Source organism: Arthrobacter sp. Helios (assembly GCF_023167125.1).
GTDB lineage: Bacteria > Actinomycetota > Actinomycetes > Actinomycetales > Micrococcaceae > Arthrobacter_B > Arthrobacter_B luteolus.
In genome coordinates, this window is sequence record NZ_CP095402.1 from 3,822,383 (window position 1) to 3,843,643 (window position 21,261).

General features: G+C 66.6%; 24 protein-coding genes. 23 read left to right on the top strand and 1 reads right to left on the bottom strand.

The genetic code is table 11. The features are described from left to right. The first annotated feature begins 33 nt into the window (after positions 1–33). Genes fliD through ArtHe_RS17550 form a run of 3 tightly spaced genes read left to right on the top strand, consistent with a single transcriptional unit; the run spans position 34 to position 2,151 of the window. Positions 34–1,374 (top strand): flagellar filament capping protein FliD, encoded by a 1,341-nt coding sequence (gene fliD / locus ArtHe_RS17540; protein WP_248318145.1) that lies wholly within the window; start codon positions 34–36, stop codon positions 1,372–1,374. Between the two features lie 2 nt (positions 1,375–1,376). Beyond that, positions 1,377–1,811, top strand: a complete 435-nt coding sequence (gene fliS, locus ArtHe_RS17545; protein WP_246168618.1) for a flagellar export chaperone FliS — start codon at positions 1,377–1,379, stop codon at positions 1,809–1,811. A gap of 4 nt (positions 1,812–1,815) precedes the next feature. Then, entirely contained in the window at positions 1,816–2,151 is a 336-nt protein-coding gene (locus ArtHe_RS17550) for a hypothetical protein (RefSeq protein ID WP_248318146.1), read from the top strand. A gap of 863 nt (positions 2,152–3,014) precedes the next feature. Here the strand turns inward: ArtHe_RS17550 and ArtHe_RS17555 are convergent. Further along, complete coding sequence (locus ArtHe_RS17555) at positions 3,015–5,405, bottom strand: excinuclease ABC subunit UvrA (RefSeq protein WP_248318147.1); 2,391 nt, start codon at positions 5,403–5,405, stop codon at positions 3,015–3,017. 300 nt (positions 5,406–5,705) lie between these two features. On the opposite strand from ArtHe_RS17555, the gene ArtHe_RS17560 reads away from it, so the two are divergent. The 20 genes from ArtHe_RS17560 (at position 5,706) to fliQ (ending at position 21,260) form a co-directional block, all read left to right on the top strand. Next, positions 5,706–6,050 carry a flagellar basal body protein gene (locus tag ArtHe_RS17560; protein ID WP_248318148.1) on the top strand — a complete coding sequence of 115 codons (345 nt, stop codon included), beginning with the start codon at positions 5,706–5,708 and terminating at the stop codon, positions 6,048–6,050. Continuing rightward, the gene (locus ArtHe_RS17565; RefSeq protein ID WP_248318149.1) at positions 6,050–6,442 is read left to right on the top strand and encodes a flagellar basal body rod C-terminal domain-containing protein; all 393 of its coding nucleotides are present in this window, start codon (positions 6,050–6,052) and stop codon (positions 6,440–6,442) included. Before ArtHe_RS17560 ends, ArtHe_RS17565 begins: the two co-directional genes overlap by 1 nt. Continuing rightward, positions 6,442–6,750: a flagellar hook-basal body complex protein FliE gene (fliE, locus tag ArtHe_RS17570; protein WP_066300088.1), complete on the top strand. Its 309-nt coding sequence runs from the start codon at positions 6,442–6,444 to the stop codon at positions 6,748–6,750. Before ArtHe_RS17565 ends, fliE begins: the two co-directional genes overlap by 1 nt. Further along, on the top strand, positions 6,750–8,357 hold the full coding sequence (gene fliF, locus ArtHe_RS17575; RefSeq protein WP_248318150.1) for a flagellar basal-body MS-ring/collar protein FliF: 1,608 nt from the start codon (positions 6,750–6,752) through the stop codon (positions 8,355–8,357). Before fliE ends, fliF begins: the two co-directional genes overlap by 1 nt. Positions 8,358–8,485: 128 nt before the next feature. After that, positions 8,486–9,484: a flagellar motor switch protein FliG gene (gene fliG / locus ArtHe_RS17580; RefSeq protein WP_066300259.1), complete on the top strand. Its 999-nt coding sequence runs from the start codon at positions 8,486–8,488 to the stop codon at positions 9,482–9,484. Beyond that, entirely contained in the window at positions 9,474–10,094 is a 621-nt protein-coding gene (locus tag ArtHe_RS17585; protein ID WP_083521643.1) for a FliH/SctL family protein, read from the top strand. The genes fliG and ArtHe_RS17585 overlap by 11 nt, the downstream gene beginning before the upstream one ends. Beyond that, a complete protein-coding gene (locus ArtHe_RS17590; RefSeq protein ID WP_248318151.1) occupies positions 10,091–11,527 on the top strand; it encodes a FliI/YscN family ATPase in 1,437 nt (478 codons plus the stop codon). Before ArtHe_RS17585 ends, ArtHe_RS17590 begins: the two co-directional genes overlap by 4 nt. A 2-nt stretch (positions 11,528–11,529) precedes the next feature. After that, a complete protein-coding gene (locus ArtHe_RS17595) occupies positions 11,530–11,964 on the top strand; it encodes a flagellar FliJ family protein (protein WP_248318152.1) in 435 nt (144 codons plus the stop codon). Further along, a complete protein-coding gene (locus tag ArtHe_RS17600; protein WP_248318153.1) occupies positions 11,961–12,632 on the top strand; it encodes a C40 family peptidase in 672 nt (223 codons plus the stop codon). Before ArtHe_RS17595 ends, ArtHe_RS17600 begins: the two co-directional genes overlap by 4 nt. Beyond that, positions 12,629–14,014, top strand: a complete 1,386-nt coding sequence (locus ArtHe_RS17605) for a flagellar hook-length control protein FliK (RefSeq protein ID WP_248318154.1) — start codon at positions 12,629–12,631, stop codon at positions 14,012–14,014. The genes ArtHe_RS17600 and ArtHe_RS17605 overlap by 4 nt, the downstream gene beginning before the upstream one ends. A gap of 15 nt (positions 14,015–14,029) precedes the next feature. Then, complete coding sequence (locus ArtHe_RS17610; RefSeq protein WP_248318156.1) at positions 14,030–14,521, top strand: flagellar hook capping FlgD N-terminal domain-containing protein; 492 nt, start codon at positions 14,030–14,032, stop codon at positions 14,519–14,521. A 99-nt stretch (positions 14,522–14,620) separates the two neighbouring features. Continuing rightward, a complete protein-coding gene (locus ArtHe_RS17615; protein WP_248318157.1) occupies positions 14,621–15,817 on the top strand; it encodes a flagellar hook protein FlgE in 1,197 nt (398 codons plus the stop codon). Positions 15,818–16,010: 193 nt separating this feature from the next. Further along, positions 16,011–16,328 carry a flagellar FlbD family protein gene (locus tag ArtHe_RS17620; protein ID WP_083521646.1) on the top strand — a complete coding sequence of 106 codons (318 nt, stop codon included), beginning with the start codon at positions 16,011–16,013 and terminating at the stop codon, positions 16,326–16,328. After that, a complete protein-coding gene (locus tag ArtHe_RS17625) occupies positions 16,328–17,113 on the top strand; it encodes a MotA/TolQ/ExbB proton channel family protein (RefSeq protein WP_248318158.1) in 786 nt (261 codons plus the stop codon). The genes ArtHe_RS17620 and ArtHe_RS17625 overlap by 1 nt, the downstream gene beginning before the upstream one ends. Then, positions 17,110–17,991 (top strand): flagellar motor protein MotB, encoded by an 882-nt coding sequence (locus ArtHe_RS17630; protein ID WP_282568697.1) that lies wholly within the window; start codon positions 17,110–17,112, stop codon positions 17,989–17,991. Before ArtHe_RS17625 ends, ArtHe_RS17630 begins: the two co-directional genes overlap by 4 nt. 32 nt (positions 17,992–18,023) lie before the next feature. Then, a complete protein-coding gene (locus tag ArtHe_RS17635) occupies positions 18,024–18,932 on the top strand; it encodes a flagellar motor switch protein FliM (protein ID WP_248318159.1) in 909 nt (302 codons plus the stop codon). Then, complete coding sequence (fliN, locus tag ArtHe_RS17640) at positions 18,929–19,627, top strand: flagellar motor switch protein FliN (protein WP_248318160.1); 699 nt, start codon at positions 18,929–18,931, stop codon at positions 19,625–19,627. Before ArtHe_RS17635 ends, fliN begins: the two co-directional genes overlap by 4 nt. Beyond that, complete coding sequence (locus ArtHe_RS17645; protein WP_248318161.1) at positions 19,628–20,098, top strand: flagellar biosynthetic protein FliO; 471 nt, start codon at positions 19,628–19,630, stop codon at positions 20,096–20,098. A gap of 116 nt (positions 20,099–20,214) precedes the next feature. Continuing rightward, positions 20,215–20,985 (top strand): flagellar type III secretion system pore protein FliP, encoded by a 771-nt coding sequence (gene fliP / locus ArtHe_RS17650; protein ID WP_248319841.1) that lies wholly within the window; start codon positions 20,215–20,217, stop codon positions 20,983–20,985. Continuing rightward, entirely contained in the window at positions 20,985–21,260 is a 276-nt protein-coding gene (fliQ, locus tag ArtHe_RS17655) for a flagellar biosynthesis protein FliQ (RefSeq protein WP_066300113.1), read from the top strand. Before fliP ends, fliQ begins: the two co-directional genes overlap by 1 nt. The last annotated feature ends 1 nt before the right edge of the window (position 21,261 follow it).

A 21,261-nucleotide genomic window follows, 5' to 3' on the forward strand; every position in this document is an offset into this window, starting at 1 on the left:
GGCACCGGAGGGATACCTTTTAGGAGCATCGGCATGGCGCTAGGCATCGACGGGATCATCAGCGGTATCAAAACCACCGAGATGATCAAGCAGCTTATGGACATCGAAGCCCGGCCCCAGCTGCTGCTCAAGAACAAGGTCACAACGACCCAGCTGTTTACGACTGCCCTGCAGTCGCTGAACACCAAGATCGCTTCCCTGGCCGAGGCTGCGGCCAAGACGGCCAAGCCGGCCGGGACTGATCTTTTCACGGCCACCAGCAGTTCGGACAAGGTCACTGCAACGGTGGGCGCCGGGGCGGCGGCAGGTTCACTCGACATCTCGGTTACCCAGACAGCCACGGCGCAGATCTCGCTTTCCGCCGCGATGGCGGCATGGCCGTCCAACAGTGCCCTGTCCATCTCAGCCAACGGCACCACAACCTCCTTCGATACCACGGACAAATCCATGGATGAGGTCATCAGCGAGGTCAACAAGGCCAACCTCGGGGTGACCGGGGTGAAGATCCCCACCGGCATGGTGGACGGCGTTCAGCAGTACCGGGTGCAGTTCACCGCAACAAAGACCGGCACCGAGGGCGCGTTCACGGCAAGCATTGACGGAACTGATGCGGATGTCCTCAAATCTGCTCAGGACGCCAAGCTCACCCTCTGGGCGGGCACCCCTGCCGCCCAGGAACTGACGTCCGGCACCAACACCTTCAAGGGCATTATGCCCGGGGTTGACGTGACCCTGGCTGCCAATACGCCTGCCAACACGGCACTCACCCTGACCGTCGCCAGGGACGACGAAGCCATCGCCAAAGTGGCTTCCGACCTGGTCGCTTCACTGGCTGATGTCTTCGCCTTCATCGACAAGAACAGCGCTGTTACCGTCAGCACCACTTCGGGAAACACCAGCGCGTCCGGAGGACTGTTCACGGGCGACGCCGGGATCCGGGATATCAAGCGGCAGGTTATGGACGCGGCAACCTCACCGATCGACGGCCGCTCACCGTCAGAACTCGGCATCGTCATCACCAAGGAAGGCACCGTGGTGTTCGATGCGGAGAAGTTCGCCGCAGCGATGGAAGCTGATCCAGTCAAGACCCAGGAAACGCTGCAGACGATTGCCGGGCGGGTCGCGGCAGCGGGCAAGGTGGCTTCGGACAAATACGACGGTTTGATCACCCAGCGGATCACCGGCCAGGAATCCGTCATCAAGGACCTCAACACCCAAATTGAAGGGTGGGACCGCCGCCTGGCCAGCCGTGAATCCACGCTGAAATTGATCTGGGGCAACCTGGAGGTCAAGCTCAGCCAGCTGCAAACGCAGCAGGAATGGCTGACCGGGCAGCTCGCCTCGCTTAACGGCTCCAACTCAGGCAGCAAGTGACCGTGAGCTACGGACTGCAGGCCAAGCGGGCTGAGTACATCCGGGATGCGGTGATGTCCGCCTCTCCCGTTCGGCTGCTCACGATGCTCTACGACCGGATGCTGCTGGACCTGAACCGCGCCGAAGCAGCCCAGCAGGCCGGAAACTGGCCGGCTGCCTCGGAGCAGCTGGTGCATGCCCAGGCCATCGTTGCCGAGCTCAGCGGAACCCTCAAGGTCGACGAGTGGGAAGGCGGCGAAAACCTCCAGGCCATTTACGGCTATGTCATGAAGGCCCTGGTGGAAGCGAACCTCCAGCACAGCGCCGCAATGACCCGCGAGTGCATCAACCTGATGGAACCGCTCCGCGCAGCCTGGCATGAAGCAGCTGCCCAGCTCCCCACCCAGGCGCCCGGCGCCGCCCCGACCGGTACAGGCGGCACCCTCGGTGTCGGCTGAGCCCATGGAACCGTCTGACGCGGCAGAGCCGGACACAGAAAACCTGGAGCGCTGGGACGAAATCCTGACCCAGCTGGAAGATAACCTCGAGGCCTTTATGGACGGGAGCACCGTCCAGGAACAGGCCCGCAGCGTCGCCGGCGCCTGGCATCCGCCGCATGACCTCGGCCCGCTGCCGGTGCAGTTCGCTGCGCGGGCACGGCTGCTCGCCATGGCGCAGCAGCGCACCTACCAGCAGCTGCGCAGCGAGTCCCGGATGATCCGCCAGCAGGCAGAACTCATCCGCAGCGTACCGACGGCCTCCTCCGGCGGCGCCGTCTACCTGGACGTCGCGGGCTAACACCCGGCGAGTTTGCCGGTGCCCCGGTTTGGTACACGGCTTAGACCCACGGCTTAGATACACGGCTTAGATACACGGCTTAGACGCATGCCGCTCCGGCGCGTATCCCGGGCCGCGGGCCGCCCGAGACGATTGGTGCTTGGTGCTTGGTGTTGGGTCCCTTGGGTGGCGGCACGGACGGCCGGGCGCGTAGCCTATGGACCTCGCTGGGCACCGGTGGATGTGATCTCAAAAGCCTCCGTTTGGGGGTAAATCGACCGTTATGCGTTTTTCCGCCGCCCGCGCTCCGGAGGGAGATCCCAAAGCGGCTGGATTTTCCCAAAGCGGAGGGAAACGGTGCCACGCAACGGATGGGTTTTCTCGAAGCGGAGTGGAACGGTGCACAGAACGGATGGGTTTTCTCAAAGCGGAGGGGAGCGGTGCGCAGAACGGAAGGGTTTTCCCAAAGCGGAGTGGAACGGTGCAAGGAATGGCTGGGTTTCCCCAAAGCGGAGGGGAGCGGTGCGCAGAACGGAAGGGTTTTCCCAAAGCGGAGTGGAACGGTGCACCCGGAACGCACCCTGACCGGACCGACCGGCTGCCGCTCGCCCGGAAGACACCCTGGCCGGCTGTGGGCGGTGCGGCTGCCGTTCGCCCGGAACTCACTCTGACCGGCAATGGACCGACCGGCTGCCGCCCGGCCGGAACGCGCCCGATCCGGCTGCGGTTTAGCGAAGGACGGCCCGGTCAAAATGGCTGGTGCGGTACACACTTGACCTGGTGCAGGCTGGTCGGGGGCTACTGCGGGAACCGTTATGACGCCGGGCCGCGGGCCAGCCCGCAGCAGACCGGGTCCTCCTGAACGCAGGACCCGGTCTGCCGGCTCAGGCGCCCACGTAGGCGGCCAGGTGTTCCCCGGTGAGGGTGGCCCTCGATGCCACCAGATCAGCCGGCGTTCCCTCGAACACAATCCGGCCGCCGTCGTGCCCGGCACCCGGACCCATATCGATGATCCAGTCAGCGTGCGCCATCACGGCCTGGTGGTGTTCGATCACGATCACCGATTTGCCGGATTCGACCAGCCGGTCCAGCAGCCCCAGCAGCTGCTCGACGTCGGCCAGATGCAGCCCGGTGGTGGGTTCGTCCAGCACGTAGACGTCCCCCTTCTCCGCCATCTGCGAGGCGAGCTTCAGGCGCTGCCGTTCACCGCCCGAGAGCGTGGTGAGCGGCTGGCCCAGGCTCAGATAGCCCAGCCCCACGTCGGCCAGCCGGGAAAGCACCTTGTGCGCCGCCGGAGTCCGGGATTCGCCCTCGCTGAAGAATTCCTCCGCTTCCGTGACGGACATGGCGAGCACTTCGGCGATGTTCCGTCCGCCCAGGGTGTATTCCAGCACCTGGGCCTGGAACCGCTTGCCTTGGCACTCCTCGCAGGTGGATTCCACCGTGGCCATCACACCAAGGTCGGTATAAATCACTCCGGCCCCGTTACACACTGGGCAGGCACCTTCGGAGTTGGAACTGAACAGGGCCGGCTTCACGCCGTTCGCCTTCGCGAAGGCCTTGCGGATCGGCTCCAGCAGGCCCGTGTAGGTGGCCGGATTGCTGCGGCGGGAGCCCTTGATCCCGCTCTGGTCAATCACGACAACGCCCTCGCGTCCCGCCACCGAACCGCGGATGAGGGAACTCTTGCCGGACCCCGCAACACCCGTCAGCGCGCAGAACACGCCGAGTGGAATGTCGACGTCGACATCCTGGAGATTGTTGGTGGCGGCGCCGCGGACTTCCAAGGCGCCGGAGGGCTGACGCACGGCTGCTTTCAGCTGTGCCCGGTCATCAAGGTGCCGCCCGGTGACAGTGTCCGAGGCGCGCAGGCCGTCCACGGTGCCCTCGAAGCAGATTTCCCCGCCCCCGGTGCCGGCACCGGGGCCCAGGTCAACCACATGGTCCGCAATCGCGATCATTTCCGGTTTATGCTCCACCACCAGGACCGTGTTGCCCTTGTCCCGCAGCTGCAGCAGCAGCTGGTTCATCCGCTGGATGTCGTGGGGATGCAGCCCGATGGTGGGTTCGTCAAAAACATAGGTGACGTCGGTGAGGGAGGAACCGAGATGCCGGATCATCTTGGTGCGCTGCGACTCGCCGCCGGAGAGCGTTCCTGCGGGGCGCTCCAGGGAGAGATAGCCGAGGCCGATCTCCGTGAAGGAATCCAGCAGGTGCTGCAGACCGGCGAGCAGGGGCGCGACCGACGGCTCGTCCAGATCCCGGACCCACTCGGCGAGATCGCTGATCTGCAGGGAGCACAGATCGGCGATGTTCCTGCCCTTGATCCGGGAGGAGAGCGCTTCCGGCGCCAGGCGGGTGCCGCCGCAGTCCGGGCAGGTGGAGAACGTGATGGCCCGCTCCACGAAGGCACGGATGTGCGGCTGCATCGCTTCGCGGTCCTTGGACAGCATGGACTTCTGGATCTTCGGGATCAGGCCTTCGAAGGTGACGTTGATGCCTTCCACCTTGAGCTTGGTCGGCTCCTGGTAAAGAAGGGCGTGCAGCTCCTTCTTCGTGAACCGGTTGATCGGTTTCGCGGCGTCGAACAACCCGGTGTTGCTGAAGATCCGCCCGTACCAGCCGTCCATGCTGTAGCCGGGGATGGTCAGCGCACCCTCCAGGATGGACTTGGAATCGTCGTACAGGGCGGTGAGGTCGAAGTCGCTGACCGAGCCCATACCCTCGCAGCGCGGACACATCCCGCCGAGGCGGTTGAAGGTGGCCTTCTCAGCCTTGGTCTTGCCGCCGCGTTCCACGGTGATCGCACCGCTGGCCTTCACCGAAGGGACATTAAAGGAGTACGCGTTGGGGGAGCCGATATGCGGGTCGCCGAGCCGGCTGAACAGGATGCGCAGCATGGCGTTTGCATCCGTCGCGGTCCCCACCGTGGAGCGCGGATTGGCGCCCATCCGCTCCTGGTCCACGATGATCGCCGTGGTGAGCCCCTCCAGCTTGTCCACATCGGGGCGGGACAGCGAGGGCATAAACCCTTGGAGGAAGGCGCTGTACGTCTCATTGATCATCCGCTGGGAGTCCGCGGCGATGGTGGCGAAAACCAGGGAGCTCTTGCCGGAACCCGACACCCCGGTGAAAACGGTCAGCCGGCGTTTGGGAATCTCGACGTTGATGTCCTTGAGATTGTTCTCCCGTGCGCCCAGCACCCTGATGAGGTCATGGCGGTCCGCGGGAGGTACTTCCGGCGACTGTGTGGACCGGTCCGTGGCCGTGCTCATGGTTTCTCCCTTAATTCGGACTGATTTATTCGGATTCATTCGGACTTAACCGAGTGCTTCAGCAGGTGCGGCGCGCAAATCCAAGTCGTCCTGCCACGTTACCTGCGGAGGGCACAGACAGGCTTCTTCAAACCTGCTCACTTTTCCTACCTGGTTGCTGATTGAAAACTACTTAGAGGCGCGGGGAAAGTACTTACATATTCGAGTAATCCGCCGATAGCCACCAGTGAGCATGGATAGCTCACTGCAACAGGCCACGGATCGGCCGCTCTGTCCCCCCATATGAAGCGGGTTTTCCCTGTGTTCGATTCCGTGTCTTCGGTTGCACTCCAGAGTGCCCTTAACGGCCTCTCCCTGCGCCAGCGTGCCATCGCGAACAACATCGCCAACGTGAACACGCCCGGTTACCACGCCCAGCGCGTCAGCTTCGAAGACGCACTCGCCAAGTCGGTCAAGGCCGGCAGCGCCGGTTTCACCGATGCCACCACCGCCCGGTCGCTGGAGCCCACCCGGCTGGACGGTTCCAACGTCAACCTGGACACCGAGACACTTTCCAATATCGACACCGTGCTGCGATTCCAATTCGCCGCCCAGGCAGTCGGGGGAGAGGCCAACTCCCTCCGAACCGCAATGAGGAGCCAGTAATGACTTTCGACGCTATCGGGATCGCAGGCTCCGCCCTCACCGTCCACCGCAAATGGCTCGACGCCGTCTCGGACAACCTGGCGAACATGAACAACGCCTCCAGCACCGACGGCTCGGCGTTCCAGGCGCGTTATGTGCTGGCCCAGGAAGGCGCCGAGAACTCCGGCGTCTACGTTTCCGGTGTGGAGTACGGCAGCGCCGAAGGGCGCATGGTGTACGAACCCAACCACGCCCTCGCCGATGCCGAAGGCTACGTCCGCTACCCGGACATCGACATGTCCGAGCAGATGAGCGCCCTGATCATGGCGCAGCGCGGCTACGAAGCCAACGCCGCCGTCGTTGACCGGGCCAAAGCCACCTACGAAGCTGCACTCCAGATTGGACGCTCCTGATGCCCATTCCCGCCATCGGCGCCGTTTCCGGCACACTGCCCACCGCGTACCTGGAGAACACGGCCGCGTCCGCACCGGCCACGGACGGTTCAGGCTTCGCCACCTCCCTCGCCGGAGCGGTGGACAACGTCCAGCAGCTTTCCTCCGTTTCCAAGGAACTTGCCGTGCAGGCCGTAACCGGGGACCTGGACGACATCCACGCGGCCTCGATTGCCTCTACCCGCGCCTCCGTCACGCTCGAACTCGTGGCCGCCGTGCGTAACAAGAGCGTTGACGCGTTCAACGAAATCATGCGGATGCAGGCCTGATGACGCAGGTGAACGCGGCCTTTGGCCGTCTGGGAAAAACCATTGGCCAGTTCACCCTGGCGCAGAAAACGCTGGCGCTGATTGGCATCGCCGTCCTGGCCCTGGGGATCTTCACCCTGGCCAGCTGGGCCACCAAGCCTTCCTACACTCCGCTGTTCTCCGGACTGCAGGCCTCTGACGCCAACACCATCGTGGAGCAGCTGCAGGCCGACGGCGTGCCCTATGAGATCACTGCGGGCGGCGGCACCATCATGGTGCCGGAACAGCAGGTTTATAACCAGCGGCTCAAGGCCGCCGGCGCCGGGCTGCCCGCCTCCTCCACCGGAGGTTATTCGCTGCTGGACAACATGGGCGTGACATCCTCCGAGTTTCAGCAGTCCGTGACCTACAAGCGCGCGCTCGAAGGCGAACTCGCGAAAACCGTGGGTGCGCTCAACGGCGTAAAAACCGCGTCCGTGCAGCTTGCCCTCCCCGAAGAGACGGTCTTTGTTTCGGAAAAGGTGGATCCCACGGCCTCCGTGTTCATCGAGACGGAGAACGGGGTCACGCTCACCGGAGATCAGGTCCAGGCGATCGTCCACCTCACCTCCGCCGCAATCGACGGGATGAAGGCGACCAACGTCGCCGTCATCGATGCCTCCGGCACTGTCCTCTCCGCCGTCGGCGTGGGGGCCACCGGAACGGCAGACAAGCAGGCCACGGACTATGAACAGCGGATCGCCGCCTCCGTCCAGGGCATGCTGGACCAGGTGGTTGGCCCCGGCAACGCGACCGTGGCCGTGGCCGCGGACATGAGTTACGAATCCGCCAACCGGGTGGAGGAAACCTTCACCAACCCGCAGGGCAACCCGGCGCTGAACGAAGCCACCACCACCGAGGAATACACCGGCAGCAACGGGAACACCGCGGCCGGCATCCTGGGACCGGACAACATCGCGGTGCCTGACGGCGGAACCGACGACGGGAACTACACCTCCGAGTCCAGCACCAAGAACAATGCCGTCAACAAGATCACCGAAACCCGGGAAATCCCTGCCGGTGCCCTGAACCGCCAGACCATCTCCGTGGCCCTGAACTCCGCCACCGCCGCAGGTATGAACGTTGCGGATCTCCGCGCCCTGGTGGCCAACGCCGCGGGCATCAATGAAGCCCGCGGGGATGAACTGACCGTGGAAATGGTTGCCTTCAACGCCAGCGGAGCCGAGGCAGCGCAGGAAGCCCTTGCCGCGGCCGAGGCCGCCGAGGAAGCCGAACGGCGCGCTGAACTCCTGCGCACCGGCATCCTGGCCGCGGGCATTGTCCTGGCCGTTATCCTGGCCCTGGTCGCCTACGCCCTGCGCTCCCGCCGGCAGAACCGCCAGGCCGTGGACATCGGCATCCTGCCCGAACTTGATCCGCTGGCCCCGCCTGCCGGGCTGGCCATGCTGGCCCAGGAGCCGGTCAAGAAGGCCCTGGAACCGTCCGTGGACACGGCGTCGCTCCGCATCGTGGCTAACGCCGCTGACTCCGAACGCAAACTCGAGGAACTTGACCACCTGGCCCTTCAGGACCCGGTGCGCACCGCGGATTACCTGCGTAACTTCATGGATGAGGGGCAGCGGGTATGAGCGAGCAGACATCGGGAACCGCACTGGCCACCGTTCCGGAACCGGACACCAGGCTGAGTGCGCCGGAGGCCCCGACGGCGGCAGTTCCGGCCCTGCGGCCGCAGGCGCCCAGCCCTGCCCTGCCCAAGATGAGCGGCATGCAGAAGGCCGCCGTCGTCCTGATGCAGCTCGAAACCTCGCGTGCGGCCACCGTGCTGCAGCAGTTCACTGAGGCCGAGGCCCAGGAACTCGCCGCCGAGATCGTGAACCTGCGCCGGGTGGACGTCGCCGTCGTCGAAAGCGTCATCAACGAGTTCTACGACATGACGGTGGACGGCCGGCGCCGCGCCCACGGCGGCCGCGACGTCGCCATGGGCCTGCTCGAGGCTTCCTTCGGCACCGAACGCGCCTCCGGCGTGATGGACCGGCTCGCCTCCTCCATGGCGGGCAAGTCCTTCGAGTTCCTCGAACGCGCCGAGGCCGTCCAGATTGTCAGCCTCCTCGAAAACGAACTGCCGCAGACCATCGCCCTGGTCCTGGCGCACATGCGTCCGCAGCGGGCCTCCGCCGTGATCGGCGGCTTCCCCGAAGAGCTGCGCACCGAGGTCGCGCAGTGCATCGCCAACATGTCCCGTGCCACGCCGGAAGCAATCCGGATCGTCGCGGAAACGCTCAAGGCCCGTGCCACGGCCGTCGGCGCTGCCCGCGAGGCAGCCGACCAGATCGGCGGCATCCAGCCGCTGGTTGACATCATCAACCGGGCCGACGCCGCCACCGAGCGGGCCCTGCTGGACGCCCTGGATGCCCGCGACCCGGAACTGGCAGAGGAAGTGCGTTCGCGCATGCTTACCTTCGCCGACCTCACCAAGCTCGAACGCCGCGACGTGCAGCTGGTGCTGCGCGGCATCGACGTCGCCGTGCTGGCCCTGGCTATGAAGGGCGCCAACGAGACGGTGCTGGAAACCATCCGCGGCAACGTCTCCGAACGCAACCGGGAGATTCTCGACGACGAAATCGCCGCGTCGGGTCCGGCCCGCCTGTCCCAGGTGGAGGAGGCCCGCGCCACGATCGTCCGGGCGATCCGCGATCTGGAGGCCCAGGGTGCGATCACCATCCACCACGCGGACGAGGAAGAGTATGTCTACTGAGTCCCCGGAACGCACGTTCTCACGCATGGCCTACCCCGCCCTGGGCGGAGGCCATGGTGTGGAGCGTGCCGCCGAGCTCGGAAAAGCGCAGGGCCACGCCGCGGGCTACGCAGCGGGAATGCACGCCGCAGCAGCCGAGACAGCGCGGCTGCGGACGGAACTGAAAACCAGGTTCGACGCCGAGACGGCTGCCCTCCGCGCCCGCGCCGACCACGCACTGCAGCTGCTCAACGCCGCGGAACAAAGCCTGGCCCAGCTCACCGTTCCGCATGTTGCCGAAGTCCAGGATTCCCTGGCCGCCGCTGCGCTGGAACTGGCCGAAGCACTGCTGGGCCGCGAACTGGCCAACGGCGAGTCCTCGGCCCGCGCCGCCCTGGACCGGGCACTCGCCGGAGTCGATACACGCCTGGTGCACACCGTGCGGATGCACCCGGCTGACCTGGCGGTCCTGGACAATGACACGCTGAACAATGCGGCGGTGATGTTCACCCCGGATCCCGGTCTGCAGCGCGGAGACGCGGTGACCGAGTTCCCTGACGGCTTCCTGGACGCCACGCTCGCTTCTGCCCTGGCTCGTGCCAAGGCTGCCCTGCTGGGGGAACGGGCATGACCCTCACCGCATCGCCCGCACCGACGGCGGCTGCCGCCCTGGACACCACACCCGGAGAAGCGCCGGTGAGCCGCCGCGAACGGCGCCGGGACCAGCAGCGGGTGACGCAGCCGGTGAGCTGGCGGCCCAACCCGGAAGCCTTCGGCCAGGCCCTGGCCGCGGCCCGTCCGCAGCGGGTCGGCAAAGTCTCCACCGTCGTCGGACTCAGCGTCGAGGTGACCGGCCTGGACTGCGCCGTCGGGGACCTGGTCAGCCTGGGCGCCCCGGAAACCGCCGTCGACGCCGAGGTTGTCGCTGCGACGCGGGACGGCATCCGCTGCATGCCCTTCGGCCGCCTGGCCGGGCTCACCGCGGGCAGCCCCGCACGGTCCAAGGGCATGCCGATGCGCGTTCCCACCGGCACCGGGCTTTTCGGGCGGGTCATTGACGGGCTCGGCCGGCCGATCGACGGCAAAGGGCCGCTGCAGGTGGAGCAGTACGTTCCCCTGGACCACGACACCCCGCCGGCGATGCAGCGCTCCCGGATCACCGAGCCCCTCCAGCTGGGCGTGCGGGTCCTGGACACACTCACCACTGTTGGCAAGGGCCAGCGCATGGGCCTCTTCGCAGGCTCCGGTGTGGGTAAGTCCTCGCTGCTGTCCATGATCGCCCGCGGGACCGACGCCGAGGTCTCGGTGATCGCCCTGGTGGGGGAGCGCGGCCGTGAGGTCCGTGAATTCCTGGAGGACGATCTGGGCGCGGAAGGCCTGGCCCGCTCCATCGTCGTCGTCTCCACCTCCGACGAACCGGCGCTGATGCGCCTCCGCGCAGCCTTCGTGGCCACCCGGATCGCCGAATCCTTCCGCGACCAGGGTGCCGACGTGATGCTCATGATGGATTCGCTGACCCGGGTGGCCATGGCCCAGCGCGAAATCGGGCTCTCCGTCGGTGAGCCTCCGGCAACCCGCGGCTACCCGCCGTCGACCTTCTCCCTGCTGGCCCAGCTGCTGGAGCGCGCGGGAACGGACAAGACCGGTTCCGTGACCGGTATGTACACCGTCCTGGTGGACGGTGATGACCACAACGAGCCCATCGCGGACTCCGCCAGGTCGATCCTGGACGGCCACGTGGTCCTGGACCGCAAGCTCGCGGTCGCGGGACACTTCCCTTCCGTCGATGCGCTGGGCTCCATCTCCCGCGTCGCGTCACGGGTTAACTCCAAGGACCGCAGCCAGGCCTCTTCCGGCCTGCGCCGGGTGCTGGCAGCCCGGCGGTCCGCCCAGGACCTCATCGACGTCGGGGCCTACCAGCGCGGATCCAATCCGCTGGTGGACGCCGCGGTTGACCACGAAGACGCCATTAACGCGTTCCTGCAGCAGCGCATGGATGAACAGACACCGGCCGCGTCCGCCTGGGACCAGCTGCATCGGCTCACACAGAATCTGGGGGTATAACGATGGGACGGGACTTTCCGCTCGCCGGCCTGCTAAGGCTCCGCCGGCTCCAGCAGGACAGCGCCGCCGGGTCGCTCGCGGCGGCAAACGCGAAGCTCCGCGAAAGCGCCGGCGCGCGCAGCGAAGCCTATGACGCGCTGGCCGCCTCACCGCTGGAGGCAGCCGACGCCGCCACCCTGACCGCCATCGCCGCGGCCCGCGCCTCCTCACGGAGCATGCTGGCAGACCTGCTGGCGGCAGAGGCGCTGGACAGCACGGCCGTGAACACCGCCCAGGCCGAGTTCCACGCTGCCCGCGCTCGTTCGGTGGGCCTGGAAAAACTCGAGACCAAGCATTCGGATGCCCTGGCCGTGGAGGATCTCCGCACCGAACAGGCCGTCCTGGACGAACTTGCCGGCACCACCTGGCACCGCCGGCAGAAAGAAGCCAACAGATGAGCATGACCGATGCGATTGGCCGGATCCAGGAGATCCGCTCCACGATCGACGCGCTCTCCGGAACGGCTCCGGCATCCGCGGCTGCCGCTGCCGGCACCGGTTCTTCCACGACGGGCACCGCGGTCGCCGGAAGCAGCAGCGGTTTCGCAGCAGCGCTTTCCGCCGTGACCGGGACAGCGTCCGCCGGGACCGGCGGGGCAACGAATGAAGCGCTGATGGCTTCCGTGGATAAGTACGTTGGCCTGCCCTACATCTGGGGCGGCAACGACCCGGCCGTGGGGCTGGACTGTTCATCCTTCGTGCAGAACGTTTTCAAAGACCTCGGCTACAGCCTGCCCCGCGTCACCTGGGACCAGATGAACAGCGGCACCAAGGTCAATTCACTGGCCGAAGCCCAGCCCGGTGACCTCCTCTTCAGCCACGACGGCGGGCACGTGGCCATCTACCTTGGCAACGGCAAAGCCGTGGACGCACCGCAGCCCGGCCAGACGATCCAGATCCGCGACGCCTGGGAAACCGACGCCAATATCACCACCATCCGCCGCATCCTCCCGACGGAAACTGCGGCGTCGCCGCAGGCAGCATCGGCTCTCACCAGCACCGCGGTCACGGACCTGGTTGCCTCGGCCCGGGCCATGCAGGCTTCGCTGCTGGGAGGGACGGCATGAGCATCCCCGCAGCTTTCCTGACCGCCCGCCCGGCCGCCCCCGCAGGCGGACGGCCTTCATCCGGCACACCCGACGACGGCGGCACGGGGTTCGGATCCGCACTCCAGGCAGCCGTAGCCGGTGAGGCCACGGGTCCTGCAGCGGAAACGCCCAACGAAGCGCCGGTGGAAACCCCCGGGACAGCGGAAACCCCCGCAGAGACTGTTCCGGCTGTTCCCGGGTTCAGCTTCCCGGCTTCCGGTGCCGTCCCGGCACCGCTGGCCGGGCTTAACCCGGCCGCAGCCGGCGAGGGCCTGGGCGAAGGAGCCGCACAGCTGCCCGGTGCCGCACAGCTGTCCGGAACCGCACAGCTGTCCGGAACCGCCACGGCCCAGGCGGCCGGCAGCACCCCGGCCGCAGCCGCACCCCTTTCCGCCGCCGCACCCCTTTCCGGATCCGCACCGTTGCCCGTTCCTCCGTCCGGGGTGCTCCACGCTCCGCAGGGAACTGCAGCGGCCGGAACCCAGGCCGGAGCGGCCGCTGCCCTGGCGGCAGCTGCGGAAGGTGCGGCAGCCGCCGCGGATCCGGAAAACGCGGACCCGGTACCGGGCGACGAACGTCCGGCCGGTGCGGTACCGCAGGCCGGAACCAGCGCCGCAGGGGCCACCACCGCCGGAACCAGCGCCGCCGGGGCCACCGCGGCCGCGCCCGCACTGGTGCAGACCGCAGCCGCCTCCGGTGAATCACCACTGGCCGCTAAAACCGGTCCGGTCACCGGCACCCTGCAGGGAGCCAACGCCTCCACAAGCACCGCTCCGGCGGCGCCGGCAGCGGACCTTGACCCCGCCGCTGCGCTGGCCGCACCCGCGGCACACACACCGGCTGCAGCCGTTCCGGCGCTGCAGGCCCAGGCCTCCCCGGTACAGCCGATGGCGGCCGCACCGGCTCAGGCACCCGCGGCCCAGCCGGCTCCGCTGCTCACCCAGGTGGCGCAGCCCCTGTTCAGCCTCAGCTCGGCAGCGCCGGGGGACCACGTGATGACGCTGAGCGTCACCCCGGAGAACCTCGGTCCCGTGACCGTCCGTGCCCACGTCAGCGCGGACGGAATCCGGGTGGAGCTCTTCGCCCCCAACGACGCCGGGCGGGAAGCGCTGCGGAGCATCCTTACCGATCTGCGCCGGGACCTGTCAGGCTCCGGCCTGAGCACCTCGCTTTCCCTGTCAACGCAGGACCAGCCCGGCACCGGGCCGGACAGCCGCGGCGGAACGGGTCAGGAGCTGCCCGGCAGCGGCCGCACCGGTGCCGCACCCGGCGCGGACCCGGATGCCGGCCCGGTGCCCGTGCAGCAAGCTTTCCGTCCCGTGGCCCACGGCTCGGTAACAACCCTCGACATCCTGGCCTGAGAAGGAGATCCACCCATGCCGGTAGAAGCAGTTTCAGCGCCTAACGTGGCCACCACCGAGCAGCCCACCCGGGTGCCAAAGCAGGTCATGGACAGTGAATTGTTCCTCACTCTGCTGGTCACCCAGCTGCGCAACCAGGACCCGAGTTCTCCCATGGACACCAACGAAATGATCAGCCAAACCACCAACCTGGCCACCATGGAACAGCTCACCAACATGGCGACCATGAGCGAGGAGAATTTCTCCCTGCAGATGCGCATGGCCGCTGCCGGACTGATCGGCCAGACGGTCACGTACACCAACGAGGCCGGGGAATCGGTCAGCGGAACCGCCACCGCTGTCTCCTATAAGTACGGGGTGCCCACGGTCAGCGTGGACGGCGTGGACGTCCTGCTGGATGCGATCTCCGGTGTGGTGGCACCGAAGACCACCCCGGATCCCGGTGACGATTCCGGCTCTGGCAGCGGTTCCGGCTCCGGAACCGGAACGCCGGGCACAACGGCGTAACCGGGGCGCTTTCGCTGCCCTTCCTTTTCTTCACGCACTTCTCACACTTCCCATACTTCGCAAACGGTCTCCACAACCTTCAGCTGAAAGGCGTATCTCATGCTCCGCTCCCTGTACTCCGGAATTTCCGGTCTCCGTGCGCACCAGACGATGCTCGACGTCACCGGCAACAACATCGCCAACGTGAACACCGTCGGCTACAAGGCCAATGCCGTCCAGTTCCAGGACACCCTCTCGCAGCTGACGCAGGGCGCCACGGCTCCCGGCGCCAACAACGGCGGCGGCAACCCGGCACAGGTCGGCCTCGGTGTCCTGGTCTCCGGCATCACCACCAACTTCACCCAGGGCTCCGCCCAGGCCACCGGACGCGCGACGGACCTGATGATCTCCGGAGACGGCTACTTCGTCACCAAGCAGGGCACCGAGACCACCTACACCCGGGCCGGGTCCTTCGACCTCGATGCCGCCGGCCGCCTGGTCACCACGGATGGCAAGATTGTCCAGGGCTGGACCGGCGTCAACGGTGTTATCAACACCGGCGGAGCCGTTGGCAACGTGGTCCTCCCGGACGGCGCGATCGCCCCGGCCGTCGCCACGACCACCGCCACCATGGGCGGAAACCTGCCCTCGGAAACCAAGCCCGCCGATCCGGCTGCCGTGCCGCCGGTAGCAGCCGGCACCATCGTCCGTGACATGGACGTCTACGACGCCAACGGTGTTGCCACGGTGGTCTCGCTGACCTTCACCCGCACGGCCACCGGCTGGGACGTTTCAGCTCCGGGCGCCACCACGGCGTCGCTCGGCTTCACCAACGGTGTCCAGAACGCGGGCAACCCGGCCAGCCTGACCGTCAACGGCGTCGCCGTGGACCTGGCCGGGCTGACCAGCTACGCCGGCGTCAGCACGGCCTCTGTCACCGGGCAGAACGGCCGTGCCGCCGGAACCCTGGAGTCCTTCTCCATCTCCAAGGACGGCACCCTGATCGGTTCCTTCACCAACGGTGCCAAGCAGGCCCTGGCCCGCATCGCCGTCGCCACCTTCACCAACCCCGCAGGCCTGGAGAAGGCCGGCAATTCCGGCTTCACCGCCACCGTCAACTCCGGCAACCCGGTCCTGGGCGGCCCGGGTGATCCCGGCATGGGCAACGCTGTTGCCGGCTCCCTGGAAATGTCCAACGTGGACCTCTCCCAGGAGTTCACTAACCTGATCGTGGCCCAGCGCGGGTTCCAGGCCAACGCCCGAATCATCACCACCTCGGACGAAGTGCTCCAGGAACTGACCAACCTCAAGCGCTAGACCGGATCACCTGCCAAGGAGGCCGCGCACTTCGGTGCGCGGCCTCCTTGGTGGTTAACGACGGCGCTGGCCAACGACGGCGGTGGCCAACGACGGCGGTGCCGGCCTGCCCTTTCCTTACCGATACCGGGCGTCTGCCGAAAGTAAGGGTGACGGCTTATGCAAGCCGGACGCCGCAACAGGGGACGGGCCAATGATTGTTCTTACGCGACTGAACGACGCTCAGTTTGCGATCAACCCTGACCTGATTGAGCGCGTCCACTCGAACCCGGACACCACGCTGGTCATGGTGGACGGGGCAAAGTACATCGTCACGGAGTCCATGGACGAAGTGATAGCCCTCATAGCCCAGTTCCGCGCCCGCGTGATTTCCATGGCCAGGGACCTGCCACAGGTCCCGCTCCGGCCGGGAACCGGGCTCGGACTGGTTCCGGATGCCGGCGCCGGGGGGACGGCGGCCATCAGTGAAAGCAGTACCAAGACCGTGCCCCTTCGTCCGAGGAACAAATAATGGATCCGGCCACAATAATCGGCTTAGTGCTCGCCTTCGGGTCGCTCTACGCCATGATCACCCTCGAAGGCGCGCACCTCACCTCCATCCTGCTGCCCGCACCCATGATCCTGGTCTTTGGTGCGACCATCGCGGTGGGCCTGGCCGGAGGCACCCTGAAGGACTTCATTTTCTCCTTCAAAGCCCTGCCCCGGGCGTTTATGGGCAAGAAGCCGCGCCCGCAGGAAACCATCGACCAGGTGGTTTCGCTCGCCGAAAAGGCGCGCTCCGAAGGCCTGCTCTCCCTGGAAGCCGACGCCGCGGAAGTGAACGATCCCTTTCTGAAGGTAGCCCTCCAGAACATCGCTGACGGCACCGACGGCGAAGAGCTCCGGACCCTGCTGGAAGACGAGATCAACACCAAGGCCTCCAGCGACAAAGTGGCGACCAAATTCTTCAACAGCCTGGGCGGCTACGCGCCGACCATCGGCATTATCGGCACCGTGGTGTCCCTGACCCATGTGCTGGAGAACCTCTCCACCCCCGCTACGCTGGGCCCGATGATCGCCACGGCGTTTGTCGCGACCCTGTGGGGGCTGCTCTCGGCGAACTTCATCTGGCTGCCCATCAGCCAGCGGCTCAAGCGCCTCAGCGAGCTGGAACTGGAACAGATGACCCTGCTGATGGAGGGCGTCCTGGCCCTCCAGGCCGGCAGCCAGCCACGGCTGCTGGGCGAACGCCTGCGCGCCATGGTTCCTGCCCACGAACTGACCGCCCCGGCCCGCGAGACCAGCGAAGCAGCGTGAGCGCCCCCAACCGCCGCCGGCGCAAGGAGGAGCCGGACGAGCACCCGGACGAGCGCTGGATGGCGTCCTACATGGACATGGTCACCGTGCTGATGTGCATGTTTATCGTGCTCTTCGCCATGTCCACCGTGGACCAGGCCAAGTTCGAGCAGCTCAAGGCCTCCCTGGCCACCGGCTTCGGCATGGAGGAAAGCAACACGGTGGACACCGCCAAAGGCGTGGTTGTTCCGCCGTCCATGGTGGACAACGAAGAGGTCGTGGATCCCGACGCCGACCTAGCCATGCAGGCCGCCCTGGAGGTCAAGGATCTCACTGCGCTCCGGGACCAGCTGCAGGATGGCCTGGAGACCAAGGGGCTGCAGGATGATGTCCGCTTTGAAATTGACGAGCGCGGGCTGACCATCCGCCTGGTCAGCTCGGAAATGTTCTTCGAACCTGACCTTGCGGACCTGACCACGCAGGCCCGCGGCGTGCTGAACGTGATCGGCCCGATCCTGCAGCCCACCGACTACGACATTTCGGTGGAAGGCCACACCGCCCAGGTCCGCCAGTTCACGGACTCCGCCCTGGACTGGGAGCTCTCCTCCTCCCGGTCAGTCCATGTGCTGCGCTACCTGATGGATCCCGGAGGCATCGACTTCAGCCGCATCAAGGCCGTGGGCTACGGCGAATCCCGGCCGCTGACGGCCGGCGCCACAGCAGAGGAACGGGCCCAGAACCGGCGCGTGGACATTGTGGTGCTTTCGGGGCAGTCCGAAGCTGTCCGGCAGCTGATGCCCGCGATCGTCGACGGCCAGATCGTCTTCCCGGAGCCGTCCGCCGAACCAGCCACCGAGGCCAGCCGGGACGAGGAAGTTTTGCCCGCCTCCAACCACTAACGGCGGGGCCGCCGCAGCCGATAGTTTTTCCTGTGACGGTCCAGCAATATTCGCCTCTTGGCGCGCCCCCAAAAGCCTCCCGGCTGGTCGAAGTTTATGACTTCCGCCGTCCGACGACGCTTGCCCGCGAGCACGCCCGGGTCCTGGAGATGGCTTTCGAAACCTTCGGCCGCCAGTGGGGAACCCAGCTGACCGCCAAGGTCCGGGTCCTCTCCCAAGTCACCTCCGAACAGGTCCAGACCATGACCTATGACGAGTATGTGGCCGCCCTGCCGGAACACACCGGGATGGTGCTGTTCTCCATGCCCAACATCTCGGCCAAAGCAGTGATCCAGTTCCCGATGGCAGCCGCGCTGTCCTGGGTGCGTCACATGCTGGGCGGGACCGGCAACGAGCCGACACCGGAGCGCAAACTCACCCACATCGAGCAGGCACTCCTGAGCCGGATCATGGATGAGGCACTCGAGGACCTGCACTACGCCCTCGGCAGTCTGCTGGCAGCACCGCTTTCGCCTTCGTCCATCCAGTACAACTCGCAGTTCGCCCAGGCGGCCGGATCAACGGTGCCGATGATCGTGGCCCGCTTCGAGATGGTAGTCGGGGACGCATCGGCTCCGGCCACGGTTGCCCTGCCTGCGGAGGCCATCCTGCCCCAGCTCGGCCCGGTCCGGCCCAACACCTCCGATGCCACTCCGGCAGAGCTGATCACCGAACAGCTGGCCAACCTGCCGGTGGACGTTTCACTGCAGCTGACGCCGATCCGCGTGTTGCCGGGCATGGTCCTGAACCTTGCCGTGGGCGACGTCCTGAATCTTGAACACCCGCAGCACCGGCCGCTGAACGTCACGGTCGATGGCCAGACGCTGGCCCAAGCCGCGGTGGGGGCCAGCGGTTCCCGCCTGGCCGGAGTCATCGTAAGCACCGAGGAGAACAACCCATGAGCACCACACTGGCCCAGTACACCGAAGCTGCCGCTGCCCTCGTCCGGCTGCTGCCCACTCCTACCCCGCTGCAGCCTGTCCCGCATTCGGTGCTGGGCCTGCCGCTGGATCAGATGGGGCAGGCCGTCACGGCCTCTTTCGTCGGATCCGTTTCGGCCGACCTCGCCGTGGTGCTGCTGTCCGCAGCGACCGTCTCCGACGTTGCCGGCACCGACTCCCCGGCCATCTCCGCCGCGGATGTCCTGCGCCCGGCACTGGAAGCCGCCAGCTCCACCCTGGGTGCCGGCGTGCTCGGTGACGCACGGACGGATGACGCTTCGTCCCTGTTCGGCCACATGGATTCCTCGGTCTTCGAGCTCCGTGGCCCGGAAGGCACCGCCGGCTGGTTCGCGGTCCGGCTGCGCTCCGGCAGCGCCGCCGGCACCGGCAGCGAGCAATCGGTCGTGGGCAAGCTCGGACGCATCAACAACGTGGAAATGGCGCTGACCGTGGAGATCGGCCGGACCCGTATGGCAGTCCGCGACGTCTTGAACCTGGAACCGGGCCGCGTGGTGGAACTGGACCGCTCGGCAGGCGCCCCCGCCGACATCCTGCTCAACGGCCGCCTGATTGCCAACGGCGAGATCGTTGTTGTGGACCAGGACTATGCCGTGCGCATCACCAAGATCCTGGACGTAGCTGAGGGACTGGGCTAAATGGACGATTCCGCAGTCCTGGCGCTGCGGGTCCTGGTATCGCTCGGTGTGGTTCTGGGGCTCCTGTGGTGGCTCCAGCGCCGGCTCATCCGCGGCCGCGCCTCCAGCGGTCCGGAGGCTCCTATCCGCGTCCTCAGCCGTCAGGTCATCAGCCCCAAGGCTTCCGTTGTTGTCCTCGAGACCGGCGGGCAGCGTTTCCTGCTCGGCGTCACGGAAGCATCCGTGAACGTCCTGCACACTTCCGAGGCAGTGGAGGAAGAGGCCCCGCACACCGCCTTCGCGGCTTCCCTCCACGATGCCTCCCGCGCTGTGCAGGAATCCGGACCGGCGCCCGACGGCGGCCTGCCGCGCCGGCGGGACACCCGCCGCAGCGGTCCCGCCGAGGGTACATCAATGCTTAACGGGTCGATCCTTTCACCCGATACCTGGCGCCAGAGCGCTGCGTTCCTCCGCCGCGGACGCCGGGAATGAGCACTGTGAACACACCCGCGGGCGCACAGCAGGCACTGCAGCCGTCCGCCGCCGGCGGCCGGCTGCACAGGTTCATCCTCGGCGCCGTACTGGTCCTTGCCGCCACCGTCCTGCTGATGCTGGCCGGCGCAGCCGCCGGGCACGCGACCACGTTCGACCCGGCACCCCCAACAGCTCCCGCCGCGCCCGGCGATCCCAACGCCCCGGAGGACACCGGCGGTTTCTCCGTGGACATCAACGGCCTGGACGGAACCCCCTCCACCGCCGTCGTCACGCTCATCGGCATTACGCTGCTCTCGGTGGCGCCGGCCCTGCTGCTGATGATGACGTCCTTTACGAAGATCTTCGTGGTGCTGGCGATGACCCGCAACGCGCTCTCGCTGCCCTCCATTCCGCCGAACCAGGTCCTGGCCGGGCTGGCCCTCTTCCTGTCGCTCTTCATCATGGCTCCGGTCCTGACGGAGATAAACACCCTGGCCGTGCAGCCGTACCTGAACGGCGAATTCACCTTTAACGATGCCCTCGGCACCGGCGCCGGGCCGCTGCAGCAGTTCATGCTGGCCCATACCCGTGAAGAGGACATTGCGCTGATGACCCGGGCAGCGGGCCAGGCGAACCCGGAAAGCCCGGAGACCGTTCCGCTGCTGACCCTGATCCCGGCCTTTATGATCTCCGAGCTGCGGGCAGCGTTCATCATCGGCTTCGTCATCTTCATTCCGTTCCTGGTCATCGACCTGGTTGTGGCCGCGGCGCTGATGTCCATGGGCATGATGATGCTCCCGCCGGTCATGATTTCCCTGCCCTTCAAGATCCTGCTGTTTGTGCTGGTGGACGGATGGGGCCTGATCATCACCTCGCTGGTCAACAGTTATCAGGGCGGCGGCTGATGGATACCAATGCCGTCCTGGACATCGGGCTCCAGGGACTGTGGGTTGCGGCCAAACTTGCCGCCCCGGTGCTGCTGACCGCGCTGGTGGTCGGGTTCTCCGTCTCGCTGGTGCAGTCGATCACCCAGATCCAGGAAGTCACTCTGTCCTTTGTGCCGAAAGCGCTGGCAGTGTGCATCGCCCTGCTGGTGTGCGGGCACTGGATGATCACCGAAATGGTGACCTTCACGCAGCAGCTGTTCGAGAAGATTCCATCCCTGCTCGGCGGGGGATGAC